Below are 23,256 nucleotides of genomic sequence, written 5' to 3'. Positions count from 1 at the left end.
CCATGTTCGACTGCCACCATCTTGACCATCCCTTTTTGCACGATCCCGGAGTTTCCCAGGCGGACAGGGCCCTTGCGACGCTGTTGCCGGAGAACCTCCGCATAGACGGCCGGAAGACGGCCGATCTGTTGAACTATTTCACCGAGCTGGCGCGGCAGATCAATTTTTACAATACGGACTCTTCCATCCTCGACTGGAGTCTTTTCTTCGAGAACAGTCTTCCTTTCCTGCTCAGCAGGATCGCGGTGCACCCGCTGAAAGTGCAGGAGCAAAAGCTGGCCACCTACGAGCACCTGCTGCATCGAAACGCCAGCGCCTCGAGCCTGCAGCTGCTGTTCTTTTACAGCTATTACAACCTGATCCTTCCGCTGCATCGGTGGGCCGTCCTGTTAAAGGGCACGAATGTCGACCTGGAAACCGGGCTGACCAAGCTGATCAAGGAGAATCTGCGTCAGCCGTTGCTCAGCTTTATCAGCCTGGCCAACACCGCCAGTCATTGTTATGGCATCCGGAAGATCGATTTTGCCGATTTTCTGCAGGTCGACGCCTGGGGATTGGAGCAAGCCGATCTTTATGCCTACCAGGCCAGCTTTGTCTGCAGTGCGGGTGGAACGAGACCGCAAATCCTGGCGTTGTGGAATTCGGCGAACGACGTCCTCCCCTTCTTTACGGGGGTGATCGGGCAGGCGTCCTCGGGGGCTGCCAATGACGTCAACGACAAACTGACTGACGTGCTGACCCTGGGCGGCGGACAGGACCTGCCGCCCCATCTTGCGTTGTTGTTCAGCTTTATCAACCTATTCGGCAAATTGCAATCTGATCTCAACCGGTTCGCGAGGCATCACCTGCGATATTTCTATACCCAGGTGTTACAGCTGGCGCCGGCGCCGGCCGTCGGGGACAAGGCCTTCCTGGTGTTCGGCATTCAACAGCAATTCAAGCAATACCTGCTGGACAAGGGGTTGCTCGTGAAGGATGGGAAGGACAGCAATAAGGCGGATATCCTTTTTTCGCTGGATAAGCCGCTTGTCGTCAACCAGGCGCAGATATCCGATACGAGAACTCTCTTCTTCAATACCCTGTATCACTATGACCAGTATTATACGGAGGGCGCTTATATGGCGCCGAATGCCCTGATGGCCGATGGCTTGACAAAGCCTTTTGCCGATGCGAGCTATGTGAGCTGGGCGACGCTTGGGTCGCGACTGAGTAAATATATGCCGACGGGGGATGATGGGCCGATCCCTTATCCTGCTGCGAGGCTTGGGCTTATTCTGCATTCGCCGGTTCTTTTGTTGAATGAGGGGACGCGGACCATCACGATCCACATGGATTGTGAGTATAAGGATGATATCTGTCCCAATGCCCTGCCCGGGGAGTTGGGAATGAGCGAGCTTTTCCCCGTTGTGTCGCCGATGCTGAGCACTACCTATTTTTATTTTACGCAGGATAATGTGGCCGAGGCGCTTGGGAAGGGGCTGGCTCCGTCGCTGGGTGAGGATATCCTTACCAACTGTCTGACCTATACGGACCCGAAGGGGTGTTACGGTCCGCATAGTCAAAGTCTGTACGATGCTTTCGTGCCGACTGGGTCTCTTTCCGATCCGGACGCGCTGGCCGTCTTTTTTCCCAAGCGAACGGTGTTCCAGCTGCAATTCAGCGGAGCGAAGGGTTGGATCCAACCCATCCATCCGCCGACGGTAACGCTTCTTTTTACGGGGGGAACCGGGTTTACGCTTGATTTCCAGGTAACTCTTCAAGCGGAGGAACCGGCCGTTAGTTTTTATGACAAGAAGGTGTTTGGGGGGCTTGACTACCAGACGACGGACCCGATGGTGAAGATATTGCTGGATGATGCCATCAAGATGGTTTATACATCTTTGAACGCGGACCCGGGTTGCTGCCTGGAGCCGAAGTCTTCGGCGGAGCTGTCGGTGTCTACGTATCATTTTTTCAAGCATTTGCTGATAAAGGATCTCAACATTACGACCGAAGTCTGCGGGATGAAGAATCTTATTGTGCAGAACGACCAAAGCGTGATGAGTGTAAATGGGCCTATTTATCCTTTCGGGACCAGGCCTACGATCATCGACTTCAACCTGATCCAGCCGCAACCCCCCGCCTCCCCCGGTCCACCTACCACTCCGAATCTGAAAGGGCCTAATTTCTATCTTGGATCGGCGGAAATCTTTTGTAAGTCGTGGAACTACCTGTGGATCGGTATCAACTGGAAGGATAAGCCGGGTAACTTCAATGATTATTATGCAGGGTATTTGCGCAGGGGAGATGGCTCTATCGGCAATCCATTCGTATATGGACTCAACTCCAGCGACTTCGTCGTAAATCTGTCGCTGCTTTCCGATGGATTGTGGAAACCCGAGCTTGTGGGTGGTCCCTTTCTGGCCCCCAGTCCGTCGCCGGACATAACGGACAATATCCGTCGTCTTTTTGACAAGGAGGATGTGATCAGCGTTACGACCTGTTCAAACAAGCCGGACTATGGATTTTCTTTTTACGTTACCCCGGATGAATTTTTGCCTGTACCGTTGAATTTCGAAGCATTTCCTGCGTCCCTTACCAAATACACGGTCGATTCGCGGATAGGCTTCCTGCGTTTCACGCTGGAGTACCAGGACTTCTTACATAAGGATTATCCTTTTGTGCTGGCGAGGCAGATGCTTGCCGCCAACAAGTTGCCGGATGTCGTGCTGGATGGAGCCATTTTCTTCGACGACACCGGTAATTACTTTGTAGTAAATACCACCTTATTATACCAGGAATATCTTAACCTGCAGGCTGTGGCCGGCAGTATCGGCGGCGAGGTCACCCAGATCGGTAATGACGCAGTCGGGCTCTCGCCCAACCCTATAGCCGGGGGTATTGGAGGACCTGCCGACGATATTCGGCAACAGCTCGTGAGTGCGAACGATCTTCCGGCGATGCCGCCTCCGCCGTCGCCCGGGTTGATCAAAGACGCCGGTGACCTGGCAGGGGCCGTCAATACAGGGATCAACGATCTGAAGCCCCATGCAAAACCTGCGGCGGTGATCCCCAAGGAACCCTGGACGCCAACTATACAGGACCTCACGGTCAATTATTCCGCGACGGCGACGAAGACCGATATCGGGCTTATTCATCTCTATCCATTTGACGGCACGTATGAGCTGATGGATGTCGAATCGGAGCCGGGGCTTTTGCCGGTGTTCTGCCAGGAGGGGTTGTTGTTTCTGGGTGTTCAGAATCTGATCGCGGGGGAGAACCTGAACATCCTTTTCCAGCTGGCGGAGGCCACGGCGGATACGGAAGAGCCGCCGGCTACGGTGCAGTGGGAATACCTGACGAACAATGCGTGGCAGCCGCTGGCGCCGGGTTTCCAGGTGATCAACGACGGCACGCAGAATCTGACGCGGACGGGCGTCGTCGAGCTTTCGATCCCCAAGGACATCAACACGACCAATACAAAAATGCCGGCGGGTCTGTACTGGCTGCGGGTTTCCCTTCTCACTCATACGGCGGGGGTGGCGGAGACGCAGGCGCTGTTCACGCAGGCGGTGGGGGCCAGCTTTGTTCCGGGCGAGGGCGATCCCGCGACGGCGACCGCACCCAACGACCTGACACGCCTTTCGACGCCGCTTGCCGCGAAATCGCTGGCCCGGCTGGACACGGCCGATCCCGTGGTCACAAAAGTGCAGCAGCCTTCGCCGTCTTTTGACGGGCGGGCGCCGGAAGACTCGGGCAACGGCTTCTTCATCCGCATCAGCGAGCTGTTGCGGCATAAGAGCAGGGGCATTCAGAAGTGGGATTACGAACGGCTTGTTCTGCAGGGATTCCCACAGGTGCTGCGCGCCAAATGCATTAATCACAGCTATTTCCTGGATGCGCATCAATATCTGTACGATTTTCCTATTGCCCCGGGGAATGTGATCGTGGCCGTCATCCCCGACGTCACGCAGCTGGCGCCCGCCGACTCGTTACAGCCGCGGGTCCCGGCAGCGATGCTGGAGAAGATCCGGACCCTGTTGAGCGGGATCATCTCGCCCTTCATCCGGCTGTTCATCGTCAACCCCCGCTATGAAGAGATCGACTTCTGCCTGAGGATCGTGCTGAAGCCGGGGTATGACCGCGAATTCTATCAACAACAAGTAAAGAAAGACCTGACGCAATACCTGGCGCCCTGGACGACGGGGGATATGAAACGCTATGTGTTTGGCCAGCCCGTTTACCGCTCGGATGTCATCCGGTTCCTGGAAGGGCTGAGCTATATCGATCATCTGCTCGATCTGCAGATGAAGCATCATGAAGACGCCGATATGCCGATGGTTCCGGCGGCCAAGGTAGAGCCGCGTACCCCGAGATCGATCCTGGTCGCGGGCGAGATCATTGTGGACGTGCCGGATGCGGTAGAGGGGGATCAGTTTGGTCCCAAATGCGGGAGCCTGCCGGTAGTAATCGATCATTGTGGTCCCAAGATCGCGAAAGCAATCCTTACAAAGAAAAATGGCAACGGATATTAGCAATATAGACCTGACGGCCCAGGTGAACCTGGGAATACCCGAGTGGCTGAACTTCGATCAGCTGCGCCACGACGCTATCGATTATCTCGGCCGGGTGACCGGAAAGATCTGGACGGACTATAACGAGCACGATCCGGGGATCACCACGCTGGAGGCCCTGATCTATGGACTCCTCGACCTTGGCTACCGGACGAACCTGCCGCTGGCCGATATCCTGGCCCGCGACCCGGCACAAACAGGAAAAGACCCCGACTTTTTTACACCCGGGCAAGTACTCGGCTGCAATCCGCTGACCCTGCTTGACTACCGGAAGCTTTTGCTGGATATCGACGGGGTCCGCAATGCCTGGGTTGAGGTGGATACCGCCGCGCCTTTGAACATCAACGGGCTTTACCTTGTCTATATCGAACTGGACAAAGAGCTGAACGATTTCACCACTCAAAGCGAATATGACGACTATAAGGACACCGTCCTTTGCTATATCCGGCATGCCCTCATGGCCCATCGCAATCTCTGCGAGGATTTCTACCAGGTGTATTTCCTTTGTGATCTGCCGGTGGGCGTGTGCGCCGATATCGAGCTGGAGACCGGCGCCGATGTCGGGGCCGTTTATCAAACGCTGATCACCAGGCTTTACGAATGGTTCTCGCCGGTTCCGATCTTCTATACGCTGCAGCAGATGCTGGCGCGAAAGGTGCCGATAGAGAACATCTTTGCGGGGAGGCCTTACCCCGGCGGGGCCAGTCACGGGTTCCTCGACACTGACGAACTGGGACTGATCGTTCGCAGGACGGAGATAGATGTCTCGGACGTATACCGGGTGATCCTTTCCGTCGACGGCGTGAAGCGGGTAAGGAAACTCCAATTGCGTATCTGTCCGGATGGCGGCGTTGCAGCGTCGTTGGATGAGAACAGCTGGGTGCTGACCCTGCCTGACAACACCCTGCCGCTTTTCTCTATCCCCTGTGGGGGATTTCAATTCTTCAAGAACGGCCAGCCCATTGCCGTGGACCTCTCTTCCTATAACGCCCTGCTGGAACTGAACCTTACGAAACAGGGGAAGGTGTTGTTCCCTGCGGGATCTCCCTACCTGGATGCGTCCGTTCCCACCGGGCTATTCCGGCCCGACCTGGGGGATTATTATTCCATCCAGCATGATTTTCCACAGGTGTACGGCATCGGGGAAGGGACGCTGCCGGCGGATGCGCCGCCATCGAGGGTGGCGCTGGCGAGACAATTCAAGGGATTCCTGCTGTTCTTCGATCAGCTGCTTGCCGACTACCTGGCGCAGCTGAGCCATGTCCGCGATCTTTTCGCCCTTGGCCCTGCCAGCAACGCGGCCGACAATCACAGCTATTTTATCGGGGATGTTTCCTCCGTGCCCGACCTGGACGCCTTGCTGAGATTTCCCGGTACCGGCGGCGCCGCAGCCAGCGGACCTGCGCCCGGAACAGCGCTGGCCTTTCCTGTTGCGGCCGAGGCCTGGCGGCCATTGCACACCAAGGCGTCGATGAATTGCAAAGACCTGGGTACGCTAACCGCCCACTCCTACGGCAGCAGCGGCGATAGGGACAATGTCATCGGTCAGTTGAGCCTGGACATGCTTTATACCTCGCCGACAGTAAAGACCGTGCACGTCATCGACACGGATAAGGACCGATATATTTATGTGATCGTGATCCCCGGTCAGGACCTTGTGCTCGTGAGCCGGAACGATTTCCCCGATGTGGTCTCCGCCGGGCAAGAGGCCGCGCTGGTGCTGTTCCTGGGTCAGGACACGGAGAATTTCTCGAGAACGAACACCGCCCAGGCGGGGACCTATGGCTTTTCGATCAACCAAAGCGCGAAGACCTATCTGCAATATTTGCAGACCATTCTCGAAGACGACGAGACCTACCGGCAGAGGCGGAAAGGCTTTTTGGATCATCTGTTGGGAAGGTTTGCCGAGCTATTCACCGACTATGCCCTCTTGTACCTTGGAGATGTCAACAGCGCGGATTTCGAGCAGGGGCAAATAAATGCTGTTGAGCGATTCCTTTCGCATTTTCCCGGGCTGAGCGCCAACCGGGGGAAGGCCATGAACTACCTGAAACCGGGGTGGAACGATAATAATATTTCGGGGCTGGAGCGGAGATTCAAGGCCTATGCGGGTATCGAAGACTGGACGCGACATCATCTTTGCCATTTCGAGGTGATCAAGCTGGAAGAGACTTTTCTGATCAAGCTGGTCCTGCTGGGGAAGGAGCTGTGTGTTTCCAAAGGTTCGTTTAGCAAAGACGAAGCGGAAAAGGCCCTTGCAGCGTTGACGGCCGCCCTCTCGAGGCCGGACAGCTACCAGGTTGTACAGCCGCCGGAGGATTACCGGTTTGCGCTGGATGTGCATTTTTATGGCGGGAATATCGCCCGATCGACGCAGCGTTATTCCTCCGCCGAAGCGGCGGGCAGGGAAGCGGGTGTTCTGGCGGAGCTGTTTGGCCCGATGCCCGGTCGCGAGCCCGATGTGCGGATCAGCGGCTACGAGCACCACCTGGTCTTGCTGGATTGCGACGGGAATGTCGCGCGTTACTCCCGGCAGGCTTATACGAGCCCGGAAGAGGCTCTTGCTCCGACGCCCGTGAATGAGAGTGTGGCAAAGCCGCAGGATAATACGGTGTGGGAATTCGACGAAGGCGCTCCGGCGATCGGAGCGCTGATAAGGAATAAAGAAGAGGGGAAGACTCAGCAATTCCTTGTGATGGGCGGTTTCAACATCTCGCAGGATAAAAATATCCCGAACCGGCCGGGGAGACACCGGTTCAATGTACTGGATGACCGAAATGTATTGGGGCTGCACTCTATCGAGGACTATGAGGAGGAACAGGACGCCTGGGCCGCCTGTATCCGATTCCTGTACGGTCTGGCGGAGGAGGTCACCTATGTCGTCCGGACCGATGAAGAAGATCGCTTGCGTATCGTCGTCCGGCTCAATGAGCAGGAGCAGGCGATCAGCGACAGTGATTTCCCTTTCGAAACGGAACGGGAGGCCCGGGATGCGGCGAAGGGATTTGTGGCGAGAGCGAGGACCTTTCTTTTTTCCATTGGAACCGTGCCGAAGCCCAATCACTGGCGCTGGCATTATATCGTCGGGGCATCCACCGACCAGCTTTTGCACCTCGCCAGTGTCGCGGAATATGACAGCCCATCGGCTGCGGCCGATTCGGAACGGCTGTTTGCGGCGGGAAGCCGGAGCTGGAAATTGAGTGAGCCGGGCGGGCCGTTACAGCTGACGATGTCCGGAGATCCGCCTGTTGCCGGAGAGCCCTGGGCGGAGCCGGGAAAGGCGGTCGAAGAAGAAGGTTCTCTTCGGACGAAAATGCAGTCGCTCGTGGATTGGAAACAAGCCATCAACCGGTTGATCGACCGGGACCAGGCGTTTTCGGCGGAGATGATCGTGCCCGATGCGAAGACGCTGGCGGGAACCTGGATCTACCGGTTGGTGGACAGGGATCATCCCAAGGCCCGTTGCCCAAGGGGGATGGGAACGAAGGCCGATGCCGGGGCGCTGCGGGGCGATCTTATCCTTAAGGCGAGGGCGGGGTATCCCTTCCTGGAAATATGTCTGGGCGGGGATTGGATGGTGAAGAGCTCCGGGACCGGCACGCCTGTAGCGCCTTATTATTTCCAGGTAAAATGCCGGAACAACTATTTTGAAAGCAGGAGCATTTTCGACAGGGACATCGTCCTTTTCGAAAGCGTGCAAGGATACGACAGCCCGGAAGATGCGCAGGCCGCCTTCACGGCCCAATACCTGAACTTTCTTGCAAAGGGGATGGACGCCGCGGAATACGGCCCGGGGAAATGGATCAGCCTTTTGGACCGGGACGCCATAGAACAACAGGCCTCGCCCGAGGGGTTGGTTCCGCAGGCCCTTGTACCGTCGAGAACGCAGCAGCAGCTGGGTATCCTCGGCAAGAACCCGGTCACCGAGCTTGTCCTTGCGTGTCAAACGTACCCGATAAGGTTGGTAACGCAGCCGGTGGAGGCCGATCCCTGTGCGAAGCCCGTGGCGGCCGACCCCTGCACTTGCGTCACCCCGTCGACGGCGACGGCGCCGTTGTATGGGTTTGTGCAGTTCAATATCAGTACGGGACAGACAGACTGGGAAAGCATTGGCCGTTGGGATTCGCCCGTTATCGCGATGGACGAATTCCATTTCTTCCGGATGTTGCTGACCTATCCGGGGAATCTGTTCGTCCAGCTGGATGAGGACGATTGTCTTTATTATGTCCGGATCCGAGAGGTACTGGCTGAAAGTGCGCAGCCTTTCCCCGATCCCCTGGCGGCCTGGGGAGCCAACGGCGTAGAGAAATTCATAGGGGTTACCCAGGGTCCGGGTGGATTCCATCTGCAGATACGACCGGAGAACTGCGGTTATACGTTTTGGGTAGGCTGTCCCGACCGCAGGCTCCAGCATCCGTGTAAGTATGACACGCCGCAAAAAAGGGACGCCGTCCGAATACGGCTGCACGGAAGCTACCAGGACTTTAAAGACAGGGACTGGTTGCAAGGGTTTTATACGCAATACGAAAAAAAGGAAGGGGAGGCGCGAGAAGGGGACCCCGGTGAGGGAACGCTCTACGGGCTGGACGGGCAGCCATTGGCCGTTGCGTCAACGCGGCGGAGACAGGGCGGCGATGCGGTGCTGGATACGATCCTCGACATCATCGACGCCGGCTGGCTGGATGGCCGTTACCGGCAAGAGAAGGAGGGCTTGTCGCTGGTCGACGATACGGGAGCGGTCATCGCCCGCAGCGCGGGACCTGCCAAATCTCTTCAAGAATGGAAGAAAGGTCTGCGGGCTTTTGCGCAATATTTTCCTTTACACCGAAAGATACAGCAGAAAGGCGGGGTGCTGCATAGCCAGTACCGATTCGCCGTAAAGCTGCCGGGATTCCCGGAATTGTCCGACGCCCTCTCTTACTATATGCCCTGTGGCTGCGGTCCCGAGCCTACTCCACCGGGAGACTGCTATGTGGCCTGGAAGAATGAGCTTGTATACGATAATGCGCCGGAGGCATGGGGCCATTATATCCAGGCCTTCGGCGCCCTTGACGACCTTGGGGCTTACCAACCGGTGTTCGATTGCAGCTGCGGATCCTACGGGATCGAGCTGGCTCCCGTCAGCTCCATCATCGCGGTGAACCCTCAATCTTATTTTACAGGCGATGATGCCTGCGCGGCCGTGCAAAGGGCGGAGGGACTCACCAATGCCGAAGGGCTCGAACTCGTGGAGCATCTCCTGTTGCGTCCTTGCGATGAAAAAACGAGCATCCCTTCCTGTGGAGACGGCTCCTGTTCTTTACCGTTCGTGCCGGGGGCCGATCCCTATTCCTTTATCGCCACGGTGGTGTTACCGGGCTGGCCTATGCGCTTCGCCAAGCCGGAGAACCGCCTGCAGCTGGAAATGATCCTTCAGCGGGAAGCCCCGGCGCACGTGCTGCTACGTATCCTGTGGCTTTGTCCCCGGGACTTCTGCACCTTCGAGCACCTCTATAAAAAATGGCTGTATTCGGTGAGCCCGCAGGGGGCCTGCCCGGGATTCAACCTGAGCGCCTTTATCAGCTTCCTGTTCTCGTCAAACCTCTGTTGCTGGAAGACGCCTTACGCCTGCTGTACCGAGGAGCTTCCGCCGCCGCCTTCTGTTCCTTGCTGGGCTGCTGCGGCACCGGCGCCGGTGACCCAGAGCAGCCAGGATTGGCTTAGCGAGATCAACTTACTTTATTGCTGGGCGGATATGGAATGCGCGAATACCGATGGGTGGGGGCCTCAAAAGCCGCCGCCTTTTACCGAGACGCCGGGGACATTTTCGGAGGCCCCGGCGGCTTTTACCGGGACTTCGGCGTCGGGGATTGTGGAGACGGGATCTGCTGCGGAGACGGGCCTCACAGCGAAAAAACTGAATCCGGCGCGGTTGAGGGCTTATCGGAACCGGGTGCAGGAGATGATGGGGCAATTCCGGAAGGAAGGGTTGGTGGAGAAGACGGCTGCGTTTGTGAATGAAACCGATCCATCGATGCAGCGATTTGAAAAACTGGCCGGGGAGCTTGCCGAAAGAATGAAGAAAGCGGCCAAGCCCTCGCGCGAAAAGATAATGGTATTGTTAAGCAGCATGACGGGTTACTGGCTGGACAAGTCGAGTCTGAAGGAAGGGGGAACTATCTCCATCGAATCCTTCCGCGAGATGATTGCCCGGACGGGTCTGGCGCCGGAAATCGCAGACGAGCTGTACCAGGAATGGGAAAAGGGAATGAAAGAATAAACTGTACTCATGCCACACCATATAAAAAGACAAATATTGCTGCTGCAGATGGACCCGGGCCTGGATGCGTTTGGGTTGCAACAAGCGGCCAGCAAGTATTATTGGGATGTGGTGCTTCCTGTGCTGGAACGACTGTTTGACGAGCTTGCCGGGGACGGGCAGGTCATCCGGCTGGACCGGATCGAGTTGGACCTGGGGACGATGACGGAGAGCTCGCTGCGGGGAGGGGGAATGAGGGATGAGCTATATACTCTGTTGCATGCTCAATTGCAGGATCTCCTGGTGAAACAGGAGCAGGGGAAAGCCGTGCTATTTAGGCGGGAAACGGCGGAGGCGCATGCCCTGCGTCAATGGTGGTATTATATGGAACATGGCCGGTTGCAATGGAATCAGCAAGGGATCACCGAGGACTGGCATTCGGAAGTGCTGGAACAATTTGCCGTCGACTATGGCGAAGTGAGCCGGTTACGCAAGGAGATGAAGAAGGGATCGGTAGTGCTTCGGCGGATTGTCGCCCAGCACAGGAATCCCTTCCTGGAAACGCTGACGGGGATATTGGTTGCCGAAAGGCAAGCCGGGCTGGCGGCCTTTATCGAAACCCTTCTTCTTTTAACGGTTTGGATGGAAGAGCGGATCAGGGGCGCGGGATCGCCGGTTCGGTACGGCGATGGGCCGAAGGGCGCGAGACGAAGAAGTCTGTTGCGCCGGAGCCTTACGCGCTGGGAGTTGGCGCACCGCGGGTTTTTGTCCCTTAGTGAACCGAAGCGAAAGGAAGCGATCTGGGAGATGATCTTGCGTCAGGCTGCTACCGTGGGGCCTGCCTTGCGGGCCGGGGGAGGGGTACGGATGCTAGTCCAATGGTTTGTGGGGGATGATCAAATTTTGCTCCGGTGGCTTCATGACGAGCGCTCTTCCTTGCCGGCGGCCGTTTCTCAATTGATACCCCCTATTTTGCCAAGAGCGGAGAGACCGGGGAAGAAGACGTCGAAACCGCCCCGGGAGAAGTCTGCCGAGGGAGAAATTCCGAATGATGAACGGACGGAGCCGCTCACGATGAAGGAGAATTCGGTGGAAGAGATACGCTTTACTGAGGGCGACTTCGATGAAGAAGGCATTTATGTTACTTATGCGGGAATGATCCTGTTGCATCCCTTTCTGTCCACTTGTTTCAGCCGCCTTCAATGGTGGGTGGATGGGGAGTTCAAGGATGCGGAGTGCCGTCAAAAGGCCGTATTCCTGTTGCATTACCTTGCGACGGGCCGGAAGGAGGCGGAAGAATACGAGCTGGTATTGCCGAAGCTGCTCTGCGGATATTCACCCGAAACTACGATGCCGGTGAGTGTCGGGCTGGCTGCCGAAGAATATGAGGAAGCGGAGGAGTTGTTGAAGATGGTCCTGATGCGATGGGAGAAGCTGCAGGGTACTTCACCCGAGGGTTTGCGGGAGGGCTTCCTGCAGCGGGGTGGGAAGCTGTTCCGGCGGAACGACCGGCTGACGTTGATGGTGGAGAGTCATGCGATCGACGTGCTGCTCGACTATCTGCCCTGGAACATCTCGCTTGTCAAGCTACCGTGGTTGGATTCCCTATTGTTCGTGGAGTGGAGATAATAACATGAAAACGCGTGCCACCAAGACGCCGGCCACCCAGGCCAAAAAGAATGATCCCTTTTTCCAGAAAGAGGGGAAGGGGGAGTTCTTTGGGTCGCAGCCGGCGAAGGGGGGATTCTTCCGGGGCCGGACAGCGGGCGGCGGGGTTGTGCAACCGAAGCTGACGGTCGGCCAGCCGAATGATGGCTTTGAGAAGGAGGCCGATGCGATGGCCGATAAGGTGGTGCAGCGGAAGTGCGCCGAGTGTGAGAAGGAGGAAAAGGTGCGAAAGAAACCCATCTTCGAGAGTGAGGCGGATCCGAAGGAGGAGGTGCGGCGGAAGCCGGATTCTTCGGGAGCGCCGCCGGTGACGCCGGCTGTCGAGAGTGGGATCAGAAGTTCGAAGGGGGGTGGTGCGCCGTTACCTGCCGCTACGCGGAGGCAGATGGAGTCGGGTTTCGGAGCGGATTTCTCGGGGGTTCGTATCCATAATGACGGCGGGGCGCGGGAGATGAGTAAGGATCTGAATGCGCAGGCGTTTACGCATGGGAAGGATATCTATTTCAATTCGGGGAAATATGATCCTGCGAGTACCGGGGGGCAGAAGCTGCTGGCGCATGAGTTGACGCATGTGGTGCAGCAGGGAGGGGGTGTGGTGAAAAGGAAGGAGGCGGGGAAGAATCTGACGGCGGACCATTCGAAGGGCGCGACGACGCCGGATGTTCAACGGGACCCTTCAACCGCCCCCACCGGTGGGAGCGACGGGAGTTCATCTACGGCGGGAGGATCCGGTCCGACTCCGCCGCCGGGGCCTCCCTATAAGATCCCGGATGCGACAAACCCTCAATATATCCTCGATCCGTCCAAGCAGGATTTCGAGATCGTCACCGACGGGCTGCCGCTGCCCACTTTCAAGGCAAGGAATGCCGACAAATTCAAATGGCCGTTATATTTTGCAGCTGGCCGGCCGGAGACGACGCAGGAATCGAAATGGAAGGACGCCGTCAAGACGGAGGCAGATGCAGCGTTGGAAGCCTTCTTAACGGATAAGGACAAGAAGGTACCAGGCCAGATCTATTTTCTGAAATCGCTGCATAGCGACTATACGCTGATGGGAACAGTTACGCAGCTGCGGCCGTATGTATATCTGCCCGATTGGGACAGGACCGGTCAACCGCGGACCCATCAGATAGACCATATCCTGGAAATGCAGCTGGGAGGCGGGGATGAGGCGACCAATTACGAGCTGCTGGATTCAAAGGCCAATAATTTATCCGGGCGGGCATTGCAGGATGCCATTGGAAGCCGGATCAGGAAAGGTATCAAGGCTTTAAAGGATGCGGGTGTGACAGCCGCTCCCGAACCGATGGAAGTGCTCGGAAAGGAAAATCCCAAATACATCGTTCAATTCCACAAATCGGGCGGATGGAACCTGGGCGTAGGAGGGAATGGTGATGCCTATTGGTCGTTGGACGAAATCAAGAAGGGTTCGCCGTTGAAACAGCTAAGAGGCATGACGCTGGATGAAGTGCACGCGATGGACGGCTCCGATAAAATCCTGCTGGTGTTCGTAAAGGCCAACAGCGGTAAGCCTCACCGGTTCACGCTGCCGGTTGCTTCGAAGAACAACTGGCTGCCGGGCGTCGACCTGCAATCATTGACGGTAACCAATCCAAAGGCGGCGGACAACGAGGTAATGGGAACGATGTCGATCCGGCTGGGGAAGACGATCACCGATAAGTTTGGGGTACCTTCGGATCTGACCATCAATTTTGTCAAGATACCCGGGCTTGTCAATGCCGGATCATTGGAGCTGACCGCCGCCACACAAAAACTGGCGAATGTTCTTAAGTTCAAGGGGCTCAGCCCTGTCACGGTGAATCAATTCGATATTACCGACAATGGGCTTGTGCTATCCGGGTTTATCACAGCGGATGTTCCGTTAATAAAGGATTCACCCATCGATTTCTCCGTCGACGGCAACGATATCCGGATCAGCAAGACGTTCAATACCGGGGAAATAAAGTCTTTCCCCAAGCCATTTGTCCTCAATGATGTGAGCCTCTCGATATTTGCGAGCACGGAATACGGTTTCGGGGTTTCGGGAAATATCGACTTCGCGATCCAGGGTCTTGGAAAGGGCAGCGTGACCGGGATCGGGGCGACGAAGGACGGGTTCGGCGTTAAGGGCGAGTTCGTCTTCGACAGCGAGAGGTTCAAGGGGTCGAGCATCGGTTTCACCTATGCGAAGGAGAAATGGAGCATCAAGGGAAAGCTGGTGGTTCCACCGGGAAGCGGGATAAAGGGTGTCGACCATGGTAGTCTTGCCGTTGTCTATGACGACGGAACGATCACGGCCGACGGGGATGTTGTGCTGACGGTACCGGGTATCGACAAGGCCACGCTACATGCGGTGTTTGGCGAGGGTGGCGCCTTCTCGATAGGGGGGGACATCACGCTTAAGTCGATGCCCGGCATCAAGAGCGGGGGCAAGGTATCGGCGTTGATCTCGAAGGCAGCGGGCGCCGCCGACTATAGTCTATCGGTGACGGGTGAAGTGGAGCCCAATCTGCCGAATATCCCCAAGATGAATCCCAAGCTGACGATCAGCTATGTCGACGGGCTGTTCAAAGCGGAAGGGAAATCGGACTTTGGCACATCGGGCGGGATGATCACCGGAGACGTCACTGTCGGGGTTACGAACGGGACTGTGGTGGATGGCAAATTGCAGCCGGGAGAAGGTGGTAAGAAGATCTCGTTCTATGGGAACGGGACGCTGCATTTCATCCCCTTCAAGGGTGTAGACGCCTCGATAACGGTAAAGGTCGATACGACAGGAAAGGCGCTCTTCAGCTTCAACCTGGACGTTCATGTGACGCCGTTCGATGAGTTGAAGAAAGATATCACGCTGCTGGATATCCAAAACGATATCCCGCTTGTCGGCGTTCCTTTCCTCAGCCTCAATCTTCATGTGGGATTAAAGGCCGTGTTGTACCTCCGCTGGCTGCCGCTGACCATTGGGGTGCAGGCCTCTATCACCGATAAGACCTATGAGGAGTTGATCGCGGGCAAATTCAGCTCGGACTTTGCGCTGACGGTGGAGACCAGCGGGAAGGTGGGTATCGACATCAGCGTGGATGCCGGCGTATCCGCCAAGGTAGCCGTCCTGGTCGGCGGCGCTACCCTCGGCGGTGACATCAAGCTGGAGGCCGATCCGGTTGTGAAGGGTGAGCTCGACGCTACGTGGGAAGGCGACAAGGGGCTGAAGCTGAAGGGCGGGAAGGGTACGGCAAACGTCGATCTTAACCTCATCCTGGCTTTGCATGGAAGGGCCTTCGTGGACCTCGATCTTGTCTTCAGCCGGACCAATCTTTGGGAGAAGGTCTGGGTGCTTGCCGAAAGTAAGCCTAAGACGTTGTACTCGATGGGTATCGAAGCGCCCTTCGAATTCGATGACAATAACAACCTCAAGCCGTTCGATCCCAGTAAGGTCAAATTCCTGCCGGACCTGGACAAGGACAAGGCCAAGGAGCAGGGCGACAAAGGTGTCAACCCCGATGGGGATAAGGGAAAGCAGCAGGATGACAACACCATTCAAAGCAATATCCGGAAGCAGATAGCGGACAATTTGCGCGAGAAGAGCAAGGACAAGAGCATCGATATCCATGGGTATGCGGCGCAGCTGCGGGAAAACCTGACGAAAAACAACGATCCGAAATTGGCGGGATTTGTTTCGCAGGCCGTGGATGAGGAGCTGAAGAAGATCGACGCCGAGTCGAATCCGCAGGGTGGTGATTCCTCAGCGGATGTGAATCCGCCCGTGAGCCGGAAGCCGATGGAGGCTGCAGAGGGAGATGTCATCCAGACCAAGCCGGATAAGCCAGCCAAGGGTGGTACACAGGGTAAGGCCGCCAAGGCGCCGCCGCCGGATATCAAGCTCAACATCGATATGGCCCTCCCCAAGGAGGATCCGGAACCCGATTACCGAAAAAGCTGGAAGGACCTCAAGGCCTGGGAGATCGCCCGGTTGCAGTCGCATTTAAAAGCATACTCCATCTGCGAACATGTCATGAAGGATGGAAAGGAATGGAGTTTTGTTTCGGAGATCAACTGGATCTTCGAGAAGCCGGAATTCATCTATGAGATCGCCAACGAGATCCTCCGGGGTACGAAAAGAGAACTTGAGAAAGATGAGATCAGTGGACTGACCGATCCGACGACCGATGAGGTCAAGCACGCCTTCATTGCTATCGATATTAGGATCAGGAAACATTCGAAGGAGCATTTCGCGCGGTTCAGACAGGTGATAAAGGACGAAGAGGCGGTGCTCCAGCAGAAGTTGACCGGCCTGCCGGATAAAAATTCACCCCGGCGGATGGAGCAAAAAGATCTCGAGAGCTATATGATGGACTACATGGCCGCGCTTGTCACCGATTTCCAACACCGGATATGGAAGATCACCTGCGACCTGGAAAGGAGGGATTATCCGACCTTGCTTTCCGGGATCTACGAAGTCCACGGTATCTTCGAGGTGACGTGTGACAAGGATGAGCCGCAGGTGCTGGCAGAGCCGATACTGGTCACCGCATCGGGTAAGCCTACCCCGGTGGTGAAGCCGGCTCAACCGAAGATCCGGCGTCAGCCGGAAGAGGAGGAGAAACCTGCGCCGCAACCGCCGCCGAAGGCTGGGAAATATCAAATCCGTTTCCCGTACGAATTTGGATTCGTCGAACTATCGGAAGACCCGGCGCATGTGAGACATCAGCTGGAAGAGGAGGTGATCCATCACGGAAGGGAAAGCATCCACAAGCTAAGGGAAAAACTGTCGGATGGATTGAACCTCATGGAGTGGGGAACGACGGGCAAGCCCTCTTACGATGCGCCGTGGTCGCAGCCCAGCCCCTCTTATGGCAGAAGGAACCTCTCGGAGCATGAGGAATTCCAGCTGCAAAAAGGCAAGGAGATACTGGCGGTGGTGGATGCGACCGTCAAGACCCTGGATGCAGAATTCGATCAGTTCATCGGCGACTTCTATAAGCTACAGGAAGCCAGCGCTCTCAAGATACTTAAGATCAGCAAGGAGCGGGCAGGATCGGAAATGATCCGTTACGGTCTTGTTCCCGGCTACCAGGGCAGGAAGGAACTTTTCTCGGCGAATAAAGAATTGCCGGCTTTCAAGGGGATGCAGCTGGGTGCGCAGATGCTGCTCGAAAGGCGGGATATTATCGACGCAAAAAAGAGCGCGCTTAATTCGCTGAAGTGGAAAGCCTTTGGAAAAGAACAGGAACTCGTGGGCTTTGCCACTATTAATGCTGTGTCCATGATCAACCCTGACACCGTAAGGGAATTCCAGGCCCTGAACGATCAGTTCCGGGCTGCGGTGAGTGAGTATGTGAAAGCGAACCAGGAGCTGGATCAGCTGAAAGAAGCCTATAATAAAGTGCTGCTCTTTTTAAGCGGGGAATATCCTGTCCTCGGGAAATTCGGAGACCTGGACCCGGACGACCACCGAAGCCTGGCTACGATCGCGAATGAGGCTGATCCCTACGATGTCATTGCCACTGTGATCGGGAGCCAGATAGCCTATCAATTGGAAAATATTCAGGAATGCGAGAAGGCGATCGACAAGGGGAAGCTCAATTTCTGGCGGCTGCCGAACGTGGTTCAATTCAACCTATTCCAGATGGGGGCAGACCAGGACCCGGTGAAGAAAAGGCTTATCGAGGACAAGGTGGCGGTGGAACAACCTGGCTGGGCTGCGGCCGCTGCCCTGATCATCATGGACGTGGTTGCCACTTTGCTGGCGGCCCCGACCGGAGGGGTAAGTCTTGGAATAGCGGCAGGGGTCAACCTGGCCGTCGTGCACCATGATGTGGAGGAATATTTCCTGCAAAAGGTGGAAGCCAATACCGATTTCGACAAGGCGCATTCCCTTTCTGCCAATGACCCGTCCGTCTTTTGGCTTGCCCTCTCGCTGGCCTCAGCCATACCGGCCGTGACGGACCTTGCCAAGGCGTTCAAGATGATGAAAGTAGCTGTGAAGGGCATACGGGCGGCGCGCAATACGGCGGCCCTTATCGAAGCGGAAGAGGCGGTACGAGCCATTGGGAAACAATACCGGCTCGAGGAACATATCGTCGAGGACATCGTGCGCAAGGCGGAGAGCGAGGAGGCGGCGCTTAAGGCAGTCGGCTTCACGGAAAAAGAGACCGGCGAGATGAAAGGCCTGAAGGAGATGGAAGAGCATGTTCCCCTTGTCGAGGATATGCCCGGGCGGGCTGTGCAAAACAGCAAGAAGGTAAAGGTCTCGCTTCGCGGGGATCTGTATGGGTGTGCCAGTCCCTGTACGTTGCTGAGAGAGAAGTATGCGAAACATATGGCCAACGATCCCGGGTTGCTGAAGGAGTTCGAAGAGCTGGAAAAGGACGCCAAGAAGGCGGTGACCGAGGCGGACAGAACAAGTGTTGAAAAAAGGGCGCTGGAATGGGAGAAGAAGGCGCAGAATGTGCAGCTGGCGTCCTGGAAATCGCCCTTGTCGGAGAGGCCGGACTTCGAGGAACTGGTGAAGAAGCGGGGTTCGAGAGGACCGGAGTTGACGAGCAAGCCCGAGGGGTGGACCGGAAAAATGGAAGCCCGGTTCCGGTACGGGGAAGTGGTGGACAAGGAGGCGGAGGAAGGCTACCGGTGGGTATTAACCGAGGACGGGACCCTACGGTACGACCGCATGGATGAGAGTCTGCCCAAGAAATTCTTCGACCCTGAAACGGGTGAATTCAAGATCCTACCGGAGAAGTCCAGCAAGTTCCCGCTGGAGTCGACGGAGGAGCTCGAAAAAATGGCCACGGTGGGTAAGGGCGCCAAAAATTTCAAGGAGTGGGCCGCAAAGCTTCGGAAGAGCATCCCCAAGCTGAACGAGGTGAGCGACGAAGGGATTGTCCGGGTGCTGGAGAAGGGGCCGGATATCGATCATATGAAGGGCCAGCTACTGGAGGAACTCGGCGCTTCGGCCGCCCGAAAATCAAAATTGGCCAAGGGTGCGGAATTCATTGAGGGGCATCGGATAACGGATGCTGCGGGGAAGCAGTTGACGGATGGGATCATGGTGAAACGGGGGAAGGGAAACATCGTGGAAATAACGGGAGTTGCCGAATCGAAGGCCGGGCATGCGTCAGCCGAAGGCCTTAATCGGAGTCATAAGAGCTTCAACCAGCTGGGTTCCTCCGAGCTCAAGTCGCTGCAGGATGAGGCCGTCGAAGAGTACAGGCTGAGGAGAGGGCTGACCGGGGAAGACGAGTTGGCGCCGGGGAGGATGCCGGACTGGGCGAAGAGCGAGAATGTTTTAAAGGACAATAAGGACGAGATAGAAGCGATCATGAGGGAGATCCATGGGAGCGATATGGGTCAGATCGAAAAGGATTTCGAGCGGCTGACGCCCAATCACGGCGAGGAATATGTAACCATTCTGATCGACGGTCAGCCCTATCGGGCGAAGGCCACCATGCGAGCGAGAATAATGACCATCACGCCGTCCGATGTGCCATTCGAAGCGGCAGAGGCGTTGACGAACAGGAATATCGCGACCATGGCATTGGATGTAGGGATAAAAGCGGACGAGCTGGTGAGCCTCGCGCGGCAGCTCAGAGCGGAAAAAGTGATCAATGGGGCGGATTTCTTATAGGACAACATATGTTATCTCAAATAATCAATCATGCCCGTCATCTCAATCGCCATCCAGAAAGGGGGCAGCGGTAAGACCACGACCGCCATCAATTTAGGGGCCGCACTCGCGCGGGCCGGAAAGCGGGTGTTGCTTGTGGACGCCGACCCGCAAGCCAACCTTTCGCAGTCGCTGGGCCTGGAGGACGAACCGGTGTTCAACCTGTACACCGAGCTAAAGAAGGAGATACAGGAGAGCAGCGGTGACCTGGTGAAGGCGGTGGTGACCACCCGGTCGGGGATGGATGTGGTGCCTGCCTCCATCGACCTGGCCGTTGTCGAGCTGGAGATGGCGGGGATGATCGGCAGAGAGCAGTTGCTCAGCTGGTTGCTGAAGCCGCTGATCCCGGCCTATGACTATATCCTTATCGATTGTCCACATGCCATCGGCATGCTCACCGTAAACGCGCTGCTGGCCAGCGACTATGTGTTGATCCCCCTGCCGGGCGAGTTCCTGCCGCTGAAGGGAGTTTACAGCTTCATGCGACAGTTCGATATGATCCAGAAGAAGCTGAATCCGAAATTACAACTGCTGGGGTTGGTGATGACCCGCTTTGATGAACGAAAGGTGATGAATGTCGGGGTGAAGAAGCAGCTCGAAGAAAAATTCGAGGGGAAGGTGTTCAGGACGGTGATCCGCACCAATATGCAATTGGCCAAGGCGCAGGAGGCGGGGATGGACATCTTCAGCTTCGACGGCAGCGCGAACGGGGCGAAAGACTACCGCGATCTTGCGGAAGAACTCATACAAAAAACATGATGCCATGTCTTACCATTTAAGAAATTATCGTCATCGCAACCCGAAGGGGGGCGAAGAAAAAAAAGGGAGCGGGCCGTTCTTCCAGTCCTCCCAGGGGGCCCAAAAGAAAGGCGTGCAGCGGAAAAAGAAGGACGGCGCGTTCTTCCAACCCAAGCTGGCAGTCGGGCAACCGGACAGTATCCAGGAGAAAGAGGCCGACGCAACGGCGGGCAAGGTGATCCAGCGGCTCGCCACCTCGAAGGAAGACGAGAAGCTGGGTACGCATGACGCCCGGATGGAGAAGGATAAGGAGGAGCCGATGAAGCCTGTTCAGAAGAAGGGAATGCCCGATGAGAAGAAGAAGAAGAAAAAGGCGGCCGGCGCTGAAGCGGGAAAAAAGAAGGGCGGCATGATCCATAAGAAAGAGAAGGGACCGGGGGCGGGCGGTTTTGCGGCTGGGGGCGGCTTTGCGTCTCCGGAGGTGGCGGCGGGGATAAAGCGGCAGTCGGGTAAGGGCAGTCCGTTGCCGGCGGGGACGCTGGCGGAAATGAACAAGTCCTTTGGTACGGACTTCAGCCAGGTGCGTATCCATACTGACTCCGCCGCGGCCCGGCTATGCGAAGAGCTGAATGCGCAGGCCTTCACCCATGGAACGGACATCTTCTTCAACGAGGGGAAGTACAATCCCGAAAGCACGGAGGGCAAGCTGTTGCTGGCTCATGAGCTGACCCACGTCGTACAGCAGCGGGAGCTTATTTGCTGATCCTAAAAACTTTTGCTTATGAATTTCCTGTCCAAATGGTTCGAAAAGCCGGACCCCGAACAATCCGGGGGATCGCCGGCCGACGAGAATGCATCCGAGCCAAAAGAGACGCCGGAGGCCGAAGTGGTGGAGGCGGAGGAGGCTGACGCCGGTGATAGCGGACCGGAGCCTCGTACCGGTCCTGCTCCCGGGCAGAACCTCGCGGAGCTGGACTATCTGCAGGATCTTATCCGCTACCGGCTGGCGCTTGAATTCCATCCCTTGTCGCCAAAGGCCGAGCCGGAGATGCCGGACTATGGTGAGTGGGTATTACCGTTGGGCGCCTTTATCCGGGACTACCCACAATATAATAATGGAGAGGTATTGGGTCCGGATGAGGGAAGGCTGTTGCTGATCGCGCTGGTCCATCATATCCAGCCCGATCTGTTCGACCAGGTCATCGACAGTATGTTGAAGGGTGCGGGTGACTTTCCGAAGATCGGCGGGATCAGGGGAAAGGACTTCCGGGGATTTATGCCGACCGGCGAGACCGCGCTTTTTTTGCTGGCGGGCAACGACTGGAGCCGGAGGCTGACGATCCAACGGCTATTCTGGGCCGACCATCCTTTCGCCAAGAAACGTATCCTTTGGCTGGAGGAGGTGACGCCCGGCGAGCCGGCGATGAGCGGGCGGATGACCTTGTCGAGGGATTATGTCGATATTTTCACGCATAACCGGATAGCCCCACCGCATTTCGGGATGAGCTTCCCCGCCAAGAAGGTGACTACGGACCGGAAGCGGGAAGACCTGGTGATCGACAGCCAGCTGAATGGCCAGCTGAACGATTTGCTGGACTGGCTCAAATATCACAACAAGCTCGTCAATACGGGGGGAGCGGACGGCCGGTTCCGAAACGGCTACCGGGCGCTGTTCTACGGTCCCTCCGGGACCGGCAAGACCTTTGCCGCCTGCCTTCTGGGGAAGGCCACCGATAAAGAGGTGTACCGGGTGGACCTTTCGATGGTGGTCTCAAAATTCATCGGGGAGACGGAGAAGAACCTCGAGCTGGTGTTTGCCAGGGCCGAAAGCAAGAAGTGGATCCTTTTCTTCGACGAGGCCGATGCTTTGTTCGGCAAACGCACGAATGTCCGGGATGCACACGACAAATATGCCAACCAGGAAGTGTCGTACCTTCTGCAGCGGATAGAGGACTATGACGGGCTGGTGATCCTGGCCACCAATATGAAGAACAATATCGACGAGGCGTTCATCCGCAGATTCAACGCTATCCTCAAGTTCTCCATGCCGGGCCTGGAGGAGAGAAAGCAGATCTGGGAGAAGACCTTTCCCGATGGGATCGTATTCAAAGAGCATCTGCCCGATGAAAGCAAGAAGGACGAAGCCGCGAAAAAGTCCGACGAGACCCGGAAGAAACCGTTTCATCTGCCGGACGCCGTGAAAAAATATGAATTATCGGGCGGGCATATCGTCAATGTGGTGCAGTATGCCGGCATTAAAGCCGCCAAGAGACAGGAGGAGCGGATGGAGAAGGACCTCACGATCTATCTTCCCGATGTGCTGGAAGGTATCCGGCATGAGCTGACGAAGAGCAGCATTCCATTTAATTTGAAGCAATCCACACGCGTGGGTAAATAATTCG

The 23,256-nt window shown here is 56.6% G+C and carries 7 protein-coding genes; all 7 read left to right on the top strand.

The features are described 5' to 3' along the window. Window positions 1-2: 2 nt before the first annotated feature. The 7 genes from VHE34_RS29960 to VHE34_RS29930 are packed head-to-tail and all read left to right on the top strand — an operon-like array spanning window position 3 to window position 23,252. The gene (locus VHE34_RS29960; protein WP_325595052.1) at window positions 3-4,514 is read left to right on the top strand and encodes a hypothetical protein; all 4,512 of its coding nucleotides are present in this window, start codon (window positions 3-5) and stop codon (window positions 4,512-4,514) included. After that, a complete protein-coding gene (locus tag VHE34_RS29955; RefSeq protein WP_325595050.1) occupies window positions 4,498-10,812 on the top strand; it encodes a hypothetical protein in 6,315 nt (2,104 codons plus the stop codon). The genes VHE34_RS29960 and VHE34_RS29955 overlap by 17 nt, the downstream gene beginning before the upstream one ends. A 9-nt stretch (window positions 10,813-10,821) precedes the next feature. Continuing rightward, on the top strand, window positions 10,822-12,420 hold the full coding sequence (locus VHE34_RS29950; RefSeq protein WP_325595048.1) for a contractile injection system tape measure protein: 1,599 nt from the start codon (window positions 10,822-10,824) through the stop codon (window positions 12,418-12,420). 4 nt (window positions 12,421-12,424) lie between these two features. Continuing rightward, window positions 12,425-20,077, top strand: a complete 7,653-nt coding sequence (locus VHE34_RS29945; RefSeq protein ID WP_325595046.1) for a DUF4157 domain-containing protein — start codon at window positions 12,425-12,427, stop codon at window positions 20,075-20,077. A gap of 30 nt (window positions 20,078-20,107) precedes the next feature. Then, window positions 20,108-20,875 carry a ParA family protein gene (locus tag VHE34_RS29940; RefSeq protein WP_325595044.1) on the top strand — a complete coding sequence of 256 codons (768 nt, stop codon included), beginning with the start codon at window positions 20,108-20,110 and terminating at the stop codon, window positions 20,873-20,875. Window positions 20,876-20,879: 4 nt separating this feature from the next. Then, window positions 20,880-21,617: a DUF4157 domain-containing protein gene (locus tag VHE34_RS29935; RefSeq protein WP_325595042.1), complete on the top strand. Its 738-nt coding sequence runs from the start codon at window positions 20,880-20,882 to the stop codon at window positions 21,615-21,617. A gap of 18 nt (window positions 21,618-21,635) precedes the next feature. Continuing rightward, on the top strand, window positions 21,636-23,252 hold the full coding sequence (locus tag VHE34_RS29930; RefSeq protein WP_325595040.1) for an ATP-binding protein: 1,617 nt from the start codon (window positions 21,636-21,638) through the stop codon (window positions 23,250-23,252). Window positions 23,253-23,256 lie beyond the last annotated feature (4 nt).

Origin of the sequence: Puia sp. (genome assembly GCF_035546395.1) — a bacterium.
Taxonomy (GTDB): domain Bacteria; phylum Bacteroidota; class Bacteroidia; order Chitinophagales; family Chitinophagaceae; genus Puia.
This window is presented reverse-complemented; position numbering and strand designations above follow the sequence as displayed.